Origin of the sequence: Actinoallomurus sp. NBC_01490, from assembly GCF_036227085.1 — a bacterium.
GTDB lineage: Bacteria > Actinomycetota > Actinomycetes > Streptosporangiales > Streptosporangiaceae > Actinoallomurus > Actinoallomurus oryzae.
Window position 1 is genome coordinate 3,386,439 of the sequence record NZ_CP109433.1, and the last position, 14,586, is coordinate 3,401,024.

Genomic DNA, 14,586 nt, shown 5'->3' on the forward strand with positions numbered 1-14,586 from the left:
GCCGTGATCGCTCGATCACGGCGGGCGGTCTCGTATGGTGAGATTTGTCGTCCACTAATTTGACGTGGGGCGGCAAGTTCGCCATGGTTGGGAGCGTGAAACGCAACCTGATTCTCGTACTTGGTCGGCGCGCAGGCTGACCAAGTTCGACCGCTTGCGCGCTCCCCTCGATCGCCACCCGGCGCGGGGGGTTTTTTGTTGGCCATGACCCCTGGGCTCGTGACACGTCGTCAGCACGCGATCACCGAGCCCGAGCCCTCAGGAGCACAAGGACTTGCGATGACCGAACGGATGACCGGAGCCCAGGCGCTCGTCAGAGCCCTGGAGCAGGTCGGTGTCGACACTGTGTTCGGAATCCCGGGAGGCACGATCCTCCCGGCGTACGACCCCCTCTTCGACTCCCGGCAGGTACGCCACATCCTTGTCCGCCACGAGCAGGGCGCAGGCCACGCCGCGCAAGGATACGCCCAGGCCACCGGCAAGGTCGGCGTGTGCATGGCGACGAGCGGTCCGGGCGCGACGAACCTCGTCACCCCGATCGCGGACGCGTACATGGACTCGGTGCCGATCGTCGCGATCACCGGGCAGGTGACGAGAGGCGCGATCGGCACGGACGCCTTCCAGGAGGCCGACATCGGCGGCATCACGATGCCGATCACCAAGCACAACTTCCTGGTCACCGACCCCGCGGACATCGGGCGTACCATCGCCGAGGCGTTCCACATCGCTTCGACGGGGCGGCCCGGCCCGGTGCTGGTCGACATCCCCAAGGACGTGTTGCAGGACGAGGTCGACTTCGTCTGGCCGCAGCCGATGCAGCTCCCGGGCTACCGGCCGGCGATCCGCCCGCACGCCAAGCAGATCCGCGAGGCCGCGCGGCTGCTGACCTCGGCGAAGCGGCCGGTCCTGTACGTCGGCGGCGGTGTGATCAAGGCCAGGGCCGCCGACGAGCTGCGCACGCTCGCCGAGCTGACCGGAGCCCCGGTCGTCACGACCCTGATGGCCAAGGGCGCCCTGCCCGACAGCCATCCGCTGCACATGGGCATGCCGGGCATGCACGGCAGCGTCGGCGCGGTCGGGGCCCTCCAGCAGTCCGACCTGCTCGTCGCGCTGGGCGCGCGTTTCGACGACCGGGTGACCGGCCGGATCGACACCTTCGCCCCCGACGCGAAGGTCGTGCACGCCGACATCGACCCGGCGGAGATCTCCAAGAACCGCCACGCCGACGTGCCCATCGTCGGCGACTGCCGCGACGTGCTCACCGACCTGATCACCGCGGTGCGCAACGAGCACGCCGCCGGCCGCAAGGGCGACCACGAGGACTGGTGGCGCCAGCTCAGCGCGTGGCGCGAGACGTACCCGCTGGGTTACGAGACGCCGGCCGACGGGTCGCTGGCACCGCAGCAGGTCATCCAGCGCATCGGGCAGATCGCCGGCCCGGACGCTTTGTACGTCGCGGGCGTGGGCCAGCACCAGATGTGGACCGCCCAGTTCATCGGCTACGAGCGGCCGGGCGCGTTCATCAACTCCGGCGGACTGGGCACCATGGGCTTCGCGGTGCCGGCCGCGATGGGCGTCAAGCAGGGCCGGCCGGACACCACGGTCTGGGCGATCGACGGCGACGGCTGCTTCCAGATGACCAACCAGGAGCTCGCCACCTGTGCCATCGAGGGCATCCCGATCAAGGTCGCCGTGATCAACAACGGTAACCTCGGGATGATCCGGCAGTGGCAGACGTTGTTCTACAACGAGCGATACTCCAACTCCGACCTGCAGTCCCGGCGGATCCCGGACTTCGTCAGGCTGGCTGAGGCGTACGGCTGCGTCGGGCTGCGCTGCGACAACGCGGCCGACGTGGACGCCACGATCAACAAGGCCATGGAGATCAACGACGTGCCGGTTGTGATCGACTTCATCGTGCACCACGACGCGATGGTCTGGCCGATGGTCGCCGCGGGCACGAGCAACGACGACATCAAGATCGCCCGAGACCTGGCGCCGGACTGGGGGAGCGATGACTGAGCGCCGCGGAGAGGATGAAAGATGAGCAGGCACACGCTTTCGGTGCTGGTGGAGAACACGCCGGGCATCCTGGCGCGCGTGGCGTCGCTGTTCTCCCGCCGTAGCTTCAACATCGACTCGCTGACCGTCGGTACGACCGAGCACCCGGAGATCTCCCGGATGACGATCGTCGTCAACGTCGAGGATCGTCCGCTCGAACAGGTGACCAAGCAGCTCAACAAGCTGATCAACGTCATCAAGATCGTCGAGCTCGACCCGGCCGCATCGGTCCAGCGCGAGCTCGTCCTGATCAAGGTCCGCGCCGACCACGAGACCCGTTCCCAGGTGCTGGAGACCGTCGAGCTGTTCCGTGCCCGGGTCGTCGACGTGGCCCCGGACGCGGTGACGATCGAGGCGACTGGTAGCAAGGACAAGCTCGAAGCCCTGATCCGGGTGCTGGAGCCCTTCGGCATCAAGGAACTCGTGCAGTCGGGCATGGTCGCCATCGGCCGGGGCGCCCGTTCCATCACCGACCGCTCGCTGCGCGCCATCGAGCGCAGTGCGTGAGCGATCCGTTTTTTCAGAGAGGTAAGGCAATTGGCTGAGATCTTCTACGACAAGGACGCCGACCTGAGCGTCATCCAGGACCGCCACGTGGCGGTGCTCGGATACGGCAGCCAGGGGCACGCGCACGCGCTCTCGCTGCGCGACTCCGGCGTCGACGTCCGCGTCGGCCTGCCGAAGGACTCCAAGAGCCGCGAGAAGGCCGAGAACGACGGCCTGCGCGTGGTCACGCCGGAAGAGGCGTGTGAGGAGGCCAACGTCACGATGGTGCTCATCCCCGACCACCTGCAGCGCGAGCTGTACGCCTCGGCGATCGCGCCGTCGCTGGTCGAGGGCGACGCGCTGTTCTTCGGCCACGGCCTCAACATCCGCTACGGCCTCATCGAGCCGCCCGAGGGCGTCGACATCTGCATGGTCGCCCCGAAGGGCCCGGGCCACCTGGTCCGCCGCCAGTACAACGAGGGCCGCGGCGTACCGGTGCTCGTCGCCGTCGAGCGCGACGCCAGCGGCAACGCCTGGCCGCTCACCCTCTCCTACGCCAAGGCCATCGGCGGCACCCGTCCGGGCGCCCTCAAGACGACCTTCACCGAGGAGACCGAGACCGACCTGTTCGGCGAGCAGGCCGTGCTCTGCGGCGGCGTGTCCGAGCTGATCAAGGCCGGGTTCCAGACGCTCGTCGAGGCCGGCTACCAGCCGGAGGCGGCCTACTTCGAGTGCCTGCACGAGATGAAGCTGATCGTCGACCTGATGTACGAGGGCGGCCTGTCCAAGATGCGCTGGTCGATCTCGGACACCGCCGAGTTCGGCGACTACACCCGCGGCCCGCGCATCGTCACCGACGCCACCCGCGAGGAGATGCGCAAGATCCTCGGCGAGATCAAGGACGGCACCTTCGCGAAGGAGCTCGTGGAGGAGTTCGACGGCGGCCGCAAGAACTTCCTCAAGCGCCGCGAGGAGGAGCAGAACTCGCCGATCGAGCAGACCGGCGCCAAGCTCCGCCCGATGATGTCCTGGCTCCAGGACGACTGATCTCTTCCTAAGAGATCAAACGCTGAGAGCCGCCACGGGCCCGTCAGGCGATCCCTCGACGGGCCCCGGTGCGGCCTCACGGGCCCCCGTCTCGCCGGTTGTGACGCCGGGCCAGGAGCAGGACGCAGGTGACGGCGGCGAGCGCCATGGTGGCCAGTCCTGAGCCGCCGAGCGTCGCCCGCGGGCCGATCGTCGTGACGAGCGGTCCGCCGATCGCCGTGCCGAGCGGCGATGCGGTGAGCAGCGCCGCGCTGCGGGTCGCGAGCATCGTGGCCAGGTGCTGCGGCGGCGACTTCGCCTGCATGAGTGTCACCGAGAGCGCTACGAACGGTCCGTAGATGGCGCCGCCGAGCGTGAAACACGCGACCGTGACGGCCGTCGGCGCGTCGAACCCGAACGGCAGCAGCGACAGCCCCCAGCCGGCGACGATGGCGACCGTCACCGGCCAGAGCGGCAGCCGCCGCAGCGCGCCCGCCGTGAGTCCGCCGAGCAGCGCGCTCGCGCCGAACAGCGTCCAGTACAGGCCGAGCAGCGTGCCCGGTGCGTGCAGGTCGTCGGTGACGTGGAGCGGCAGCGCGACCTCGACCGGGCCGTACAGCAGGTTGAAGAACCAGGTGAGCGTCAGCAGCCCGAGCAGCTCGGGATGGGACCGCAGCAACGCCGGCCCTCCGCGTGCGGCCGCCCGGTCGACGGGGGAGACCTCCCCTGACTGCGGCAGCCGGGTACGCGCGACCAGCACCGCGAGGAACAGGTAGGTGAGCGCGTCCAGGCCGATCACGAGCGCCGAGCCGACGTATGTCACCAGCACACCGGCGATCGCCGGCCCGGCGATCGTGGCGGCGAAGTTCAGCGAGCTGACCAGGGTGTTCGCGGCGAGTCGCTGCTCGGCGGGCAGCAGTTCGGCCAGCAGCGTGTACTTGCCCGCGCTGCCCCACGCGTGCAGCAGCGACGACACCGCGAGCAGCACGACGTACAGCGGCGGCGTGAGCAGCCCGGCGAGCCAGGCGAGCGGCACGCCGCCGAGGAACACGGCGCGCACGACGTTGTCCGCGAGCAGCAGTCGCCTGGCCGGCACCCGGCGCAGGCGGGGGCCGAACACCAGCGCGCCGACCACCCCGGGCAACGTGTACGCGGCCACCGCGCCGGCGAGCCACAGTCCCGCCGTCGCCCGCGGCGCGAGTTCGATGGCGAGCCACGCCACCGCGACGAAGCTCATCCCGTCCCCGAGGTAGGACACCGCGAAGCCGAGGAGCAGCCGCCGCAGGACCCTGTTGCCGAGAACCGGCCGGTAGGCGGAGGGCACGATGCGCCGGAGCGCCGACGGCACCTCCCGGCGATGCGTCCGAGCCGGTGACCGGCGACCATGGACGTGATCCGTCACCACGGGGTGAGCCGGATCACCGGAGATCTCCGGCCGGTTTCGGTTCGATGCCCGGCGTGGCGGGGCCGGGCGGCGGTTACGCGATGCCACGCCTGTTACGGCCGGTGCTGGAGGGTGATGTCCATGGTGGTCACACTATTTGCGGATCGATGACCGGCGCTTCTCGATTCCTGTCCGGGCCTGGGCCGAGCAGGTCCCACCGGTTACCGGCGACGTCGAGGAACACGGCGACCCGTCCGTACGGCTCGGTGCGTGGCGAGGTCACGAACTCCACCCCGGCGGCGACCATCCGCCCGTACATGGCGTCGAAGTCGTCCACGCGGAGGAAGAACCCCACCCGGCCGGCGACCTGGTTCCCGACGGCCAGGGACTGCCGTTCGCCGTCCGCGCGCGCCAGCAGGATGCCCGTCTCGGCCCCTGGCGGCCGGACGACGACCCACCGTTTCGGACGGCCGTCGTTCGTCAGCGACGGTGAGTCCTCGACCAGCTCGAAGCCGAGCAGGTCGACGAAGAACTCGATGGCCGGGTCGTAGTCGTCCACGACCAACGCGACAAGATCGACTCGCACGCTGCCCGAGCATACGAACCGGCCCACGGACGCGCGAGTCTCCGCTTCCCGCCGGCCCCGGTCACGAGCCGGCCGGGAGGGCGGTCAGAACGGCCATGTCCAGGGTGAGGGGCGGCCGCCGGTCTCGGCCGGGTCCTGTGAAGGGCACCCTCACCAGCCTCCTGCCGGTTCAAGGTGACCCTCACAATCCGCAGGCCCCGCACGGCCTGGGCCGGCGCGGCTCAGTGGCCGAGGAAGATGGGGTTGGTGAGGGCGGCCATGGAGCCGTCCGGGTGGCGGACCTCGGCGCGGACGTACGGTGACACGCGGGGCGTCGTGTGCCAGGTGGCCGTGCCGACCGGGCCCTCGAACACCTGGCCCTCGTCGGTGAACAGGCGGATCACGCCCGCCGCCACGCCCTCCGACCGTACGGACACCTCGACCTGGTCGCCCGGTGCGGCGTCGAGACGCTCGCCGACGCCCGCCGTGCGCGACCCGGCGGTGGCCGTGAACGACAGCGAGACCGCCGACGACTCCGTGACGTACAGCCGCCCGGCCTTCACCGCGGACAGGATCGCGCCGCGTTCGAGGTCGTCGGCGAGGACGACGTTCTGCGGCAGGCCGATGACCTGGCCCTCCTTGTGGGAGTCGCTGTCGCCGACCGCCGGGATCCAGCGGTGCCCCGCCACCAGCAGGCCGTTCCACATCTGCAGCGCGGCCTCGTCGTCGAGCGTCCACGGACCGTTCCAGACCTCGATCGCGTCCACCTGGTCGTAGCCGAACTTCCACTGGCAGCCGACGAACGGGCAGAACGGGTGGGCGGCCACGGCCAGCGCGCCGTGCCGGTGGATCTCCTTGAGGAAACGCGGGATCACGCCGTCGACCGCGCGGTACCGCCAGTCGATCCAGGTGCCCGGCGGCAGCCCGAGCGCCGTGTAGTGGCCGTTGCGGGTGGTGATCTCCTCGCCGTCGATGATGAGCAGGTCGTCGCGTGCGTGGTGACCCCAGATGCCGGCCGCGCTGGAGGTGTTGTGCTCGGTGGAGACGATGAAGTCCAGTCCGGCCGTACGGGCACCGGCCACGATCTGCTCGGGCAGCCAGGCGCCGTCGGAGTGCACGGAGTGCAGGTGCATGTCGCCGCGGTACCAGGCGCGGCCCCGGCCGGCCGCACGCGTCGGGGCGTGCGAGGGCACGAACGCCGGCCCCGGCTCGCCGAACCGCAGCGTCACCGTCACCGTCCAGTTCATGCCCTGAGGGGCGACCGTGTACGGCCCGAGGGCCACGCGCCACTCGCCGGGGCGTACGCGACCGGGGAGGTAGCCGGGCGTCGCCTCGGAACGGCTGATCGCGAACGAGTCGCGCGCCCCGCCGGACCAGCCGCGAAAGCCCGTCTCGTCGAACGCTCCGAGGTCCAGGGCGTTGCCGGGCACGCCCGCGGGCGGCTCGGGCCGGTCGTAGGTGTAGGACACCGCGATCTCGCGGACCCCGGGCGGCACCCGTACCGGGACGTACACCCAGTCGGGCGCTCCCGGCTCGAACCGGCCCGAGATCGTACGGGTCTGCTCCGCACCGGCCTCGGCGCCGGCGAAGTGCACCGGATCCAGCGTCATGGCCGCTCCCGTGGCCCCGGTGACCAGCAGGAACCTTCTCCGGTTCAGCTCGGCGGACATGAGATCTCCCCTCGGCCGACAGAGTCGATCTTCATTGCCCGGCGCGGCGCCGAGAAGGCGAGCGGCCGGGATCGGCCACCCGCCGGCGCCAAGAGAGACCGGCCCGGCGAACGCCGCGCCGCGTACGGGGCCGGTGATCAGGCAGCCGGCGCCGAGCACGCGCTCGGCCACGAGCGCCGGCCCCACCGCGCCCCACGGCCGCGTTGATCAGGCCCCTACGACGCGCTCAACGCCGTACGACGGTGGCGTTCATCTCGGTGAGGAAGCCCTCGGTCTCCTCGTCGCCGATGTGGGCGAAGACCGGGATGTTGCTCGGCGGCAGGTCCTCCATCGTCGACTGGAGCAGCTCGTTGGCCAGCTGCGGGTCGGCGCCCTCCTCGACCATGACGTGGAGCATGATCCCCTCGACACCGCTGGGCATGCGTACGTCGGAGATCCACACCCGCTCGACCGCGGGGAAGTCGCCGAGCCGCGCGGCGATGCCCTCCTGGAGGCTGGGCACCAGCTCGTGCTCGCTCGGACGGAACGCCACCTCGACGTCCTCTTCCACGCTCATGCCCTGGGCGATCAGGTACCCCTGCACGTCGCTGAACGGAATGAGCGCCGCGTCCTCGCCCTCCGGGTCGACCACGAGGGCCTCGACGTCGCCCGTACGGGCGATCTCCAGAAGCAACGCGGCGTCGGCCTGCTGGAACGTCTCGGTCTCGGGCTTTTCTGAGTACTTGTCGGGAGAGGTGAACGCGGCCAGCACCACGCTCTCGTCCTCGAGCTGCCCGACCAGGACCGAGCCGTCGGGGTTGGTCACGATGAGCACCCCGCCGTCGACCAGCGCGCGCAGGATCTCCTCGGGTTCTCCGCGCTGCGCGAGGACGTCGGCCAGCTTCGGGTTTCCATTCGCCATGCGCCCGACATTAGTGCGTACGCGGCACCTCCCGCGGCCATACGGGCACGGGTTCCGGACGCACCCTTACCCGGCCGTGGAAACGGCGCCGTCGGCCGCTTGTGGTTACGCGCATTGCGCTCTTGACGCCCGCCGTCGGAGAGTCGGTAATCGACCCCCGTCGCCGGGGAGAGCACCGTCCGTCCCGAAGATCATCGTCCGTCACCTGCAGCACCGTTCGTCACGTACAGCGTTCGTCACGCACAAAGGGGGGCCCACCTTGAGCAAGCCCGTCGTCCTCGTCGCCGAGGAGCTGTCACCCGCCGGCATCGCCCTGCTCGAGCCCGACTTCGAGGTCCGCCGCACCGACGGCGCCGATCGCGAACGGCTGCTGGCGGCCGTCGCGGACGTCGACGCGGTCATCGTGCGGAGCGCGAGCCGCATCGACGCGGAGGTGCTCGCGGCGGCGCGGCGGCTGCGGGTGGTCGCGCGGGCGGGCGTCGGCCTGGACAACGTCGACGTCGAGGCGGCGACCCAGGCCGGTGTCATGGTCGTCAACGCTCCGACCTCGAACATCGTCACGGCCGCCGAGCACGCGATCGCGCTGCTGCTGGCCACGGCCCGCAACGTCCCGCAGGCGCACGCCTCGCTGAAGCGGGGGGAGTGGCAGCGCTCGCGGTACACCGGCGTCGAGCTGCGGGACAAGACGCTCGGCGTGCTCGGCCTCGGCCGCATCGGCGTGCTCGTCGCCCAGCGGCTCGCCGCGTTCGACATGAACGTCATCGCCTACGACCCGTACATCCAGGCGCCACGTGCCGCCCAGCTCGGCGTACGGCTCGTGTCGCTGGAGGAGCTCCTGCGCGACAGCGACTTCATCACCGTTCACCTGCCCAGGACGCAGGAGACGGTCGGGCTGATCGGCGACCGCGAGCTGCGGATGGTCAAGCCGTCCGTACGCATCGTCAACGCCGCACGCGGTGGCATCGTCGACGAGGACGCCCTCGACCTGGCGCTCAAGGAGAAGCGGGTCGCGGGGGCGGGCATCGATGTGTTCCGCGACGAGCCGTGCACCGACAGCCCGCTGTTCCACCACGACAACGTCGTGGTCACCCCGCATCTGGGCGCGAGCACGCACGAGGCGCAGGAGCGGGCCGGCACCCAGGTCGCCCGGTCGGTACGCCTGGCGCTGTCGGGGGAGTTCGTGCCGGACGCGGTCAACGTACGCGGCGGCGTCGTGGCCGAGGAGGTCAAGCCGGGCCTGCCCCTCACCGAGAAGCTCGGCCGCGTCTTCACCGCGCTCGCGGGCGGCGTGCCGGCGCGGCTGGAGGTCGAGGTGCGCGGCGAGATCGCCCGGTACGACGTGAAGGTGCTGGAGCTGGCGGCGCTCAAGGGCGCGTTCACCGACATCGTCGAGGACTCGGTGACGTACGTGAACGCGCCGCTGCTGTCGCGCGACCGTGGCGTGGAGGTGACGCTCACCGCCGGCGAGGACAGCCCCGACTGGCGGAACCTCATCACGGTCCGGGGCACGATGGCCGACGGCGCGGTCGTCTCGGTGTCCGGCACGCTGACCGGGCCCAAGCACGCCGAACGCCTCGTGGCGGTGAACGGCTACGCGATGGAGATCGCGCCGACCGCGCACATGGGCTTCTTCACCTATACCGACCGTCCCGGCATCGTCGGCGTGGTGGGCCGGCTGCTGGGCGACGCGGGCATCAACATCGCGGGCATGCAGGTCGGCCGGAACGCCAAGGGCGGCAAGGCGCTCATCGCGCTGTCCGTCGACTCGGCGCTCGGCCCGGATCTGACCGAGGCGATCGCGGCCGAGATCGGCGCCGACCAGGGACGCCGGGTCGACCTCGACGCATAAGCCTCCTACCAGGCATTTTGCGTCCCTCGTCTCGCATAGTGGGATTTCTGACCGTGAGTCGAGACTTCCCCGCGGACCGCGGGTAACGTGATAGTGACCATGCGGCACTACGTGTTCATCCTTCGCGGCCGCGGCGGGGTCTGATCTTGTCGATGGGCCGGCGACCCGCCGCGGAGACAGCCGCTGGTCAGCAGCCCTGTCCGCACTGGTGCCGACATCCACGAAAGACGCATTCATGGACTCCATGTACGTGCTGAAGCCTGCCGAAGACGCCGCCGAAGAGGCCGCCCGCGCGATCCAGATCGCCCTGGATCGCCGTGACAACGGCGGCGCGGCCGCCAAGTAACCACCGAACGGCGCTCCGCCGGCACGACGCCGGTGGGGTGCCGTTCGCGCGCCCCGGTCAGCCCTGAACGCCCGGGGCGGACGCGAGCCTGCGCGCGGCCTCGATCACGGTTTGGCGGCGGCGTGCCAAGGCGTCCTGGTCGGTCTGCTCGTCCAGGACGATGCGGCACGTCCTGGGCACCGCGAAGTTCCAGGCGATCAGTCCCATGACGGTGAAGAGCAGGTCCTGGGCGGCGCGGACGCGTGTCTCCTCGGGAAGGTGGCGGACCGCCCCTCCCTCCGCGAGGTGGTGGACCTTCTCGCGGAAGCCGGCGCGGAACTCCTGCTCGCTCTCGGGTTCGTCGCCCGCCTCCAGCGCCTCCCAGAGCAGCAGCCTGATCAGCTCCGGGTGTTCCCGGTACCAGTCGAAGATCTGCCCGACCGACTCGGCCATCGCGTCGGGATCGATGGAGATGGAGACGCGGATTTCCTCCAGCTTCGCCCGCAGGATGGCGGCGAAGAGCTTCTCCTTGCTCCCGTAGTACAGGTAGATGGCCTGCTTGTTGGCCTTGGCGGCGGCCGCGATCCGATCGACCCTCGCCCCCGCGAGCCCGTGCTCGGCGAACTCGGCGGTGGCGGCTTCGAAGATGCGCCGCCTGGTGTCCTCCGCGTCGTAGGCCATGAACGAAATTAAACCATCCGGTTGACTCCTCGCCGTCCAGGAGGCAGTATCGGGGCTCAGCAATAAAACAACCAGATGGTTTATTCAGGAAGGTCCTCCTGTGAGCACTGCGACTCCCATCCCCGTTCGTTCGCCGCTGACGAGCGCCCTGTCCGGCACGACCGCCGTCCTCGTCGGCGGAAGCTCGGGCATCGGCCTGGCGGCGGGCCTCCTGCTGCGTTCGGTCGGCGCCCGCGTCGTGCTCGTCGGACGCGACCCCGACCGGCTGGAGGCCGCCGTCTCCCGGGTACGCGGCGCCGGCCCGGCCGAAGGCTCCGACGACTCCGTGCTGGGCGTTCGCGGCGACGGGGGAGACGAGCGGACCCTCGCCGAGGCCTTCGACAGGGCGGGGCACGTCGACCACATGTTCATCACGGCGGGCGGCATCGGCGGCGCCGGTCCTCTGGCCGGGCTGTCGGCCGATGACGTCCGTACGACCCTCGGCTCCCGCGGCTGGGCGCCCTTCGCCGCCGCCCGCGCGGCGGCGGCCGGGCTTCCCGCGGGCGGCTCGCTCACGTTCAGCTCGGGGATCCTCGTGGTCCGCCCCGGGCCCGGAATGGCCGTTCCGCTGTCGCTCGCCGGTGCCGTGGAGACCCTCACCAAGGCCTTCGCCGTGGAGCTCGCCCCCGCGCGGCTACGCGTGAACGCCGTCCGCTACGGCCGGATCGACACCCCGCTCCTGCGCTTGCTGCCGGGGCTGGACTCCGACGACGCGGTCGCCGCCGCCGGAGCGACCGTGCCCCTCGGCCGCTTCGGCGCCGCCGAGGAGGCCGCCGCCACGGCCCTGTTCCTCATGGCCAACAACCACATCACCGGTCAGGTCATCACCGTCGACGGCGGCGAGACCCTCGTCTGACCCCGACGGCGGTCGCGCCTGGAGAGGCGCCGTACGGTCGCTGTCCGAAAACGCGCGCATGTTGGCGTTTCCGACACTCGTCGCCCGCCGTCGCCGTCGACAGCATGGTCGGCATGCACGGCACAGCGCGCGTCATCTCCGTCTCCCGGCGTCCGGCGTCACACCGCGCGTGGTGGCCGGCCGGCCTCGCCGTCGTGGCGGCCGGCTGGGGAGCGCAGCAGTTCACTCCGCTCCTGCTGATGTACCAGGCCCGCCTGCACCTCAGCGCCACCACCGTCCAGGCCGTCTTTGGGCTCTACGTCGCGGGCCTGATCCCCGGGCTGCTGCTGGGCGGTCCCGTCTCGGACCGGTTCGGCCGCCGGCGCGTCATGGCTCCCGTCCTCGGCCTGTCCGTCGTCGCCACGGCGCTGCTCGTGCTGGGCGGGGGATCGGTCGGCCCGCTGTACGCCGGGCGCCTGCTCACCGGAGTGGCCGGCGGTGCGGCGTTCAGCGCCGGCGCGGCCTGGATCAAGGAACTGTCGGCCCTCGGGCCGTCCGGCGGCGCCGGTCACGCCCCCCGGCGTCTCACCGTCGCGATGAGCGCCGGTTTCGGGCTCGGGCCGCTGGTCGCGGGCGTCCTGGCGCAGTGGGCGCCCGCGCCGGCCGCCCTGCCGTACGTGCCGCATCTGGCCCTGGCCGCCGCGGCCCTCGTGGCGGTGCTGCGCGCGGCCGAGACGCGGCCCGGAGACCGGAGCCCGGCGTCACGAGGGCTGTCAGGTCCACGAGGGCCGCGCCTGCCTGAGCTGCGCGAACGCCGGTTTCGTCTCGTGGTGGTGCCGCTGGCGCCGTGGGTGTTCGGTTCCGCGTCCGTGGCGCTGGCGTACCTCCCGGAGGTGGTCCGGCCCCGGCTCGGCGGGCACGCGCTCGTGTTCAGCGCCGTGGTGATCCTGCTGACCGCCTTCGCGGGCATCCTCGCCCAGCCGCCGGCGCGCCGCATGGACGGCGCCTCCGTACGCCTGCTCGCCACCTCGCTCTCCCTGGTCGTCGGCGGCCTGCTCGTGGCGGCCCTGGCCGCCGCCGTCGTACGGCCGTCGCTCGTGGTCGTGGCCGCGCTCGTGCTCGGCGCCGGGTACGGCTGCTGCCAGGTGTACGGCCTCAGCGAGGTGCAGCGCATGGCCCGCCCCGAGCACCTCGCCGGGCTCACGGCGGCGTACCAGGCGGTCTCCTACATCGGCCTGGCGCTGCCGTTCCCGCTCGCCGCCGCCGGACGCCTCGCGTCGCCGGGCGTGCTGCTGCTGGTCGTGGCGGGGCTCGCCGCCCTCACGCTGGCGTGGACGGCCCCGCGAGCCCGTCCCGGAACGTCCGCCGATAGGCGTCGGGCGGGACGCCGACCGCGCGGTTGAAGTGGCGCCGCAGCGTGGCCGCCGTGCCCATCCCGGTGCGGGCGGCGATCGACTCGACGCTGTCGTCGGTGGTCTCCAGGAGCTCCTGGGCGCGGTGGATCCGCTGGGTGAGCAGCCACCGCAGCGGCGTGGTACCGGTGGCGGCGTTGAAGTGCCGGGCCAGGTTGCGCGAGCTCATGTTCGCCTCGCGGGCCAGGTCCTCGACGGTCAGCGGCCGGTCCAGCCGCGCGAGCACCCACGGCAGCAGGTTCGCCAGCGGACGGCCGCGCCCGCCCGTGTCGACCGGAGCGCGAATGAACTGGGCCTGCCCGCCGGCCCGGTGCGGGGGAACGACGAGCCGCCGGGCCAGGTCGTTGGCGACCGCGACGCCGTGGTCGAGCCGGACCAGGTGCAGGCACAGGTCCATCCCGGCGGCCTTTCCCGCGGAGGTGAGGACGTCGCCCTCGTCGACGTAGAGGACGTTCGGGTCGACCGTCACGTGGGGATACCGGGCGGCGAGCAGTTCGGCGTGCAGCCAATGCGTCGTCGCCCGGCGCCCGTCGAGCAGGCCGGCCGCCGCCAGCACGAACGCTCCCGTGCAGATGGAGACGATCCGCGCGCCCGCGTCGTGGGCCGCCCGTACCGCGGCGACGAGGTCGGCGGGCGGGTCGCCGGAGACGTCACGGCACGCGGGCACGATCACCGTGTCGGCGGCGGCGAGCCCGTCCAGCCCCTGCGACGCCTCGGCCCGGAACCAGCCGCCGAACCGCACGTCGCCCGCGCCGCAGACCGTGAAGTCGTACCAGCGGCCGGTGATCCCGCGGTCGACGCCGAAGACCTCGCAGACCGCGGCCACCTCGAACATCGTGATGCCGTCGTGGACCGCGAGCGCGACCGAACTCATGTCCGAAAGTGTACGCACCGCACCGAAACCGACGCAGCGCTCGACGGTCGCGCTCGCCTCACGTACCCATGGTCGCGCTCACCTAGGTCAGCCGGTGGCTGTGCACGTTGGGCACGGCACCTCGGCGTACCGGATGGGGGAGCGGTCGGCGTCGCACTCGATCTGGGCGACCACGCCGGCGCCGAAGCAGTCGGTGCACATGCCGACGCCGGCCATCATGCGGCGTACGGCGAGCTGTCTTCGGGTCGGAGGAAGGCCGCGGACCACGTCGTCCACCTCGTGCTCCTCACAGTCGATGTGGACGTGCCCCGACCCGTGGCACTGCGGGCACTCGCCCACCCGCAGCGCCTGCGGCGGCCGTCCGTCGAGCGTGACGAGCTCGCCGACCTCCAGGCACATGTCGCAGGGGGCCAGCACGCCCCCGAACGGCCCGTCGTCCTTGCTCACGATCGCCCACCGAACCCCTGATCGCGCCCCA

Annotated in this window: 13 protein-coding genes; 6 read left to right on the forward strand and 7 right to left on the reverse strand. The window is 71.4% G+C overall.

Features of this window, described 5'->3' with window-relative positions:
- Nucleotides 1-279: 279 nt before the first annotated feature.
- The 3 genes from OG417_RS16230 to ilvC are packed head-to-tail and all read left to right on the forward strand — an operon-like array spanning nt 280 to nt 3,594.
- Nucleotides 280-2,022 (forward strand): acetolactate synthase large subunit, encoded by a 1,743-nt coding sequence (locus OG417_RS16230; RefSeq protein WP_329256249.1) that lies wholly within the window; start codon nt 280-282, stop codon nt 2,020-2,022.
- A gap of 21 nt (nt 2,023-2,043) precedes the next feature.
- Nucleotides 2,044-2,568 (forward strand): acetolactate synthase small subunit, encoded by a 525-nt coding sequence (gene ilvN, locus OG417_RS16235; RefSeq protein ID WP_329256251.1) that lies wholly within the window; start codon nt 2,044-2,046, stop codon nt 2,566-2,568.
- A gap of 39 nt (nt 2,569-2,607) precedes the next feature.
- Nucleotides 2,608-3,594 (forward strand): ketol-acid reductoisomerase, encoded by a 987-nt coding sequence (ilvC, locus tag OG417_RS16240; protein WP_329262332.1) that lies wholly within the window; start codon nt 2,608-2,610, stop codon nt 3,592-3,594.
- A 76-nt stretch (nt 3,595-3,670) separates the two neighbouring features.
- Here the strand turns inward: ilvC and OG417_RS16245 are convergent, their stop codons facing one another.
- From OG417_RS16245 to OG417_RS16260, 4 genes are all read right to left on the reverse strand, one after another.
- On the reverse strand, nt 3,671-4,921 hold the full coding sequence (locus tag OG417_RS16245) for an MFS transporter (protein WP_329256254.1): 1,251 nt from the start codon (nt 4,919-4,921) through the stop codon (nt 3,671-3,673).
- Between the two features lie 184 nt (nt 4,922-5,105).
- Complete coding sequence (locus OG417_RS16250) at nt 5,106-5,543, reverse strand: VOC family protein (RefSeq protein WP_329256256.1); 438 nt, start codon at nt 5,541-5,543, stop codon at nt 5,106-5,108.
- A gap of 221 nt (nt 5,544-5,764) precedes the next feature.
- Nucleotides 5,765-7,192 carry a CehA/McbA family metallohydrolase gene (locus tag OG417_RS16255; RefSeq protein WP_329256258.1) on the reverse strand — a complete coding sequence of 476 codons (1,428 nt, stop codon included), beginning with the start codon at nt 7,190-7,192 and terminating at the stop codon, nt 5,765-5,767.
- A gap of 226 nt (nt 7,193-7,418) precedes the next feature.
- Nucleotides 7,419-8,093: an SseB family protein gene (locus OG417_RS16260; RefSeq protein WP_329256260.1), complete on the reverse strand. Its 675-nt coding sequence runs from the start codon at nt 8,091-8,093 to the stop codon at nt 7,419-7,421.
- Between the two features lie 259 nt (nt 8,094-8,352).
- Between OG417_RS16260 and serA the strand changes: the two genes are divergently transcribed.
- Nucleotides 8,353-9,942 carry a phosphoglycerate dehydrogenase gene (gene serA, locus OG417_RS16265; protein WP_329256262.1) on the forward strand — a complete coding sequence of 530 codons (1,590 nt, stop codon included), beginning with the start codon at nt 8,353-8,355 and terminating at the stop codon, nt 9,940-9,942.
- Between the two features lie 403 nt (nt 9,943-10,345).
- Here the strand turns inward: serA and OG417_RS16270 are convergent, their stop codons facing one another.
- Nucleotides 10,346-10,948, reverse strand: a complete 603-nt coding sequence (locus tag OG417_RS16270) for a TetR family transcriptional regulator (protein ID WP_329256264.1) — start codon at nt 10,946-10,948, stop codon at nt 10,346-10,348.
- A gap of 100 nt (nt 10,949-11,048) precedes the next feature.
- Between OG417_RS16270 and OG417_RS16275 the strand changes: the two genes are divergently transcribed.
- Together OG417_RS16275 and OG417_RS16280 are read left to right on the forward strand one after the other, a co-directional pair.
- On the forward strand, nt 11,049-11,843 hold the full coding sequence (locus tag OG417_RS16275) for an SDR family oxidoreductase (RefSeq protein ID WP_329256266.1): 795 nt from the start codon (nt 11,049-11,051) through the stop codon (nt 11,841-11,843).
- A 113-nt stretch (nt 11,844-11,956) separates the two neighbouring features.
- Complete coding sequence (locus OG417_RS16280) at nt 11,957-13,225, forward strand: MFS transporter (RefSeq protein ID WP_329256267.1); 1,269 nt, start codon at nt 11,957-11,959, stop codon at nt 13,223-13,225.
- Here the strand turns inward: OG417_RS16280 and OG417_RS16285 are convergent.
- Nucleotides 13,143-14,108, reverse strand: coding sequence for a helix-turn-helix domain-containing protein (locus OG417_RS16285; RefSeq protein WP_329256269.1), 966 nt, complete (start codon nt 14,106-14,108; stop codon nt 13,143-13,145). The genes OG417_RS16280 and OG417_RS16285 overlap by 83 nt on opposite strands.
- An 87-nt stretch (nt 14,109-14,195) precedes the next feature.
- Nucleotides 14,196-14,555 carry a hypothetical protein gene (locus OG417_RS16290; RefSeq protein WP_329256271.1) on the reverse strand — a complete coding sequence of 120 codons (360 nt, stop codon included), beginning with the start codon at nt 14,553-14,555 and terminating at the stop codon, nt 14,196-14,198.
- Nucleotides 14,556-14,586 lie beyond the last annotated feature (31 nt).

Bases quoted from the DNA above. Each gene is read 5' to 3' on its own strand.
- OG417_RS16230 (WP_329256249.1), top strand. From the start codon at position 280: ATGACCGAACGGATGACCGGAGCCCAGGCGCTCGTCAGAGCCCTGGAG.
- ilvN (WP_329256251.1), top strand. From the start codon at position 2,044: ATGAGCAGGCACACGCTTTCGGTGCTGGTGGAGAACACGCCGGGCATC.
- OG417_RS16255 (WP_329256258.1), bottom strand. From the start codon at position 7,192: ATGTCCGCCGAGCTGAACCGGAGAAGGTTCCTGCTGGTCACCGGGGCC.
- OG417_RS16260 (WP_329256260.1), bottom strand. From the start codon at position 8,093: ATGGCGAATGGAAACCCGAAGCTGGCCGACGTCCTCGCGCAGCGCGGA.
- OG417_RS16270 (WP_329256264.1), bottom strand. From the start codon at position 10,948: ATGGCCTACGACGCGGAGGACACCAGGCGGCGCATCTTCGAAGCCGCC.
- OG417_RS16280 (WP_329256267.1), top strand. From the start codon at position 11,957: ATGCACGGCACAGCGCGCGTCATCTCCGTCTCCCGGCGTCCGGCGTCA.
- OG417_RS16285 (WP_329256269.1), bottom strand. From the start codon at position 14,108: ATGAGTTCGGTCGCGCTCGCGGTCCACGACGGCATCACGATGTTCGAG.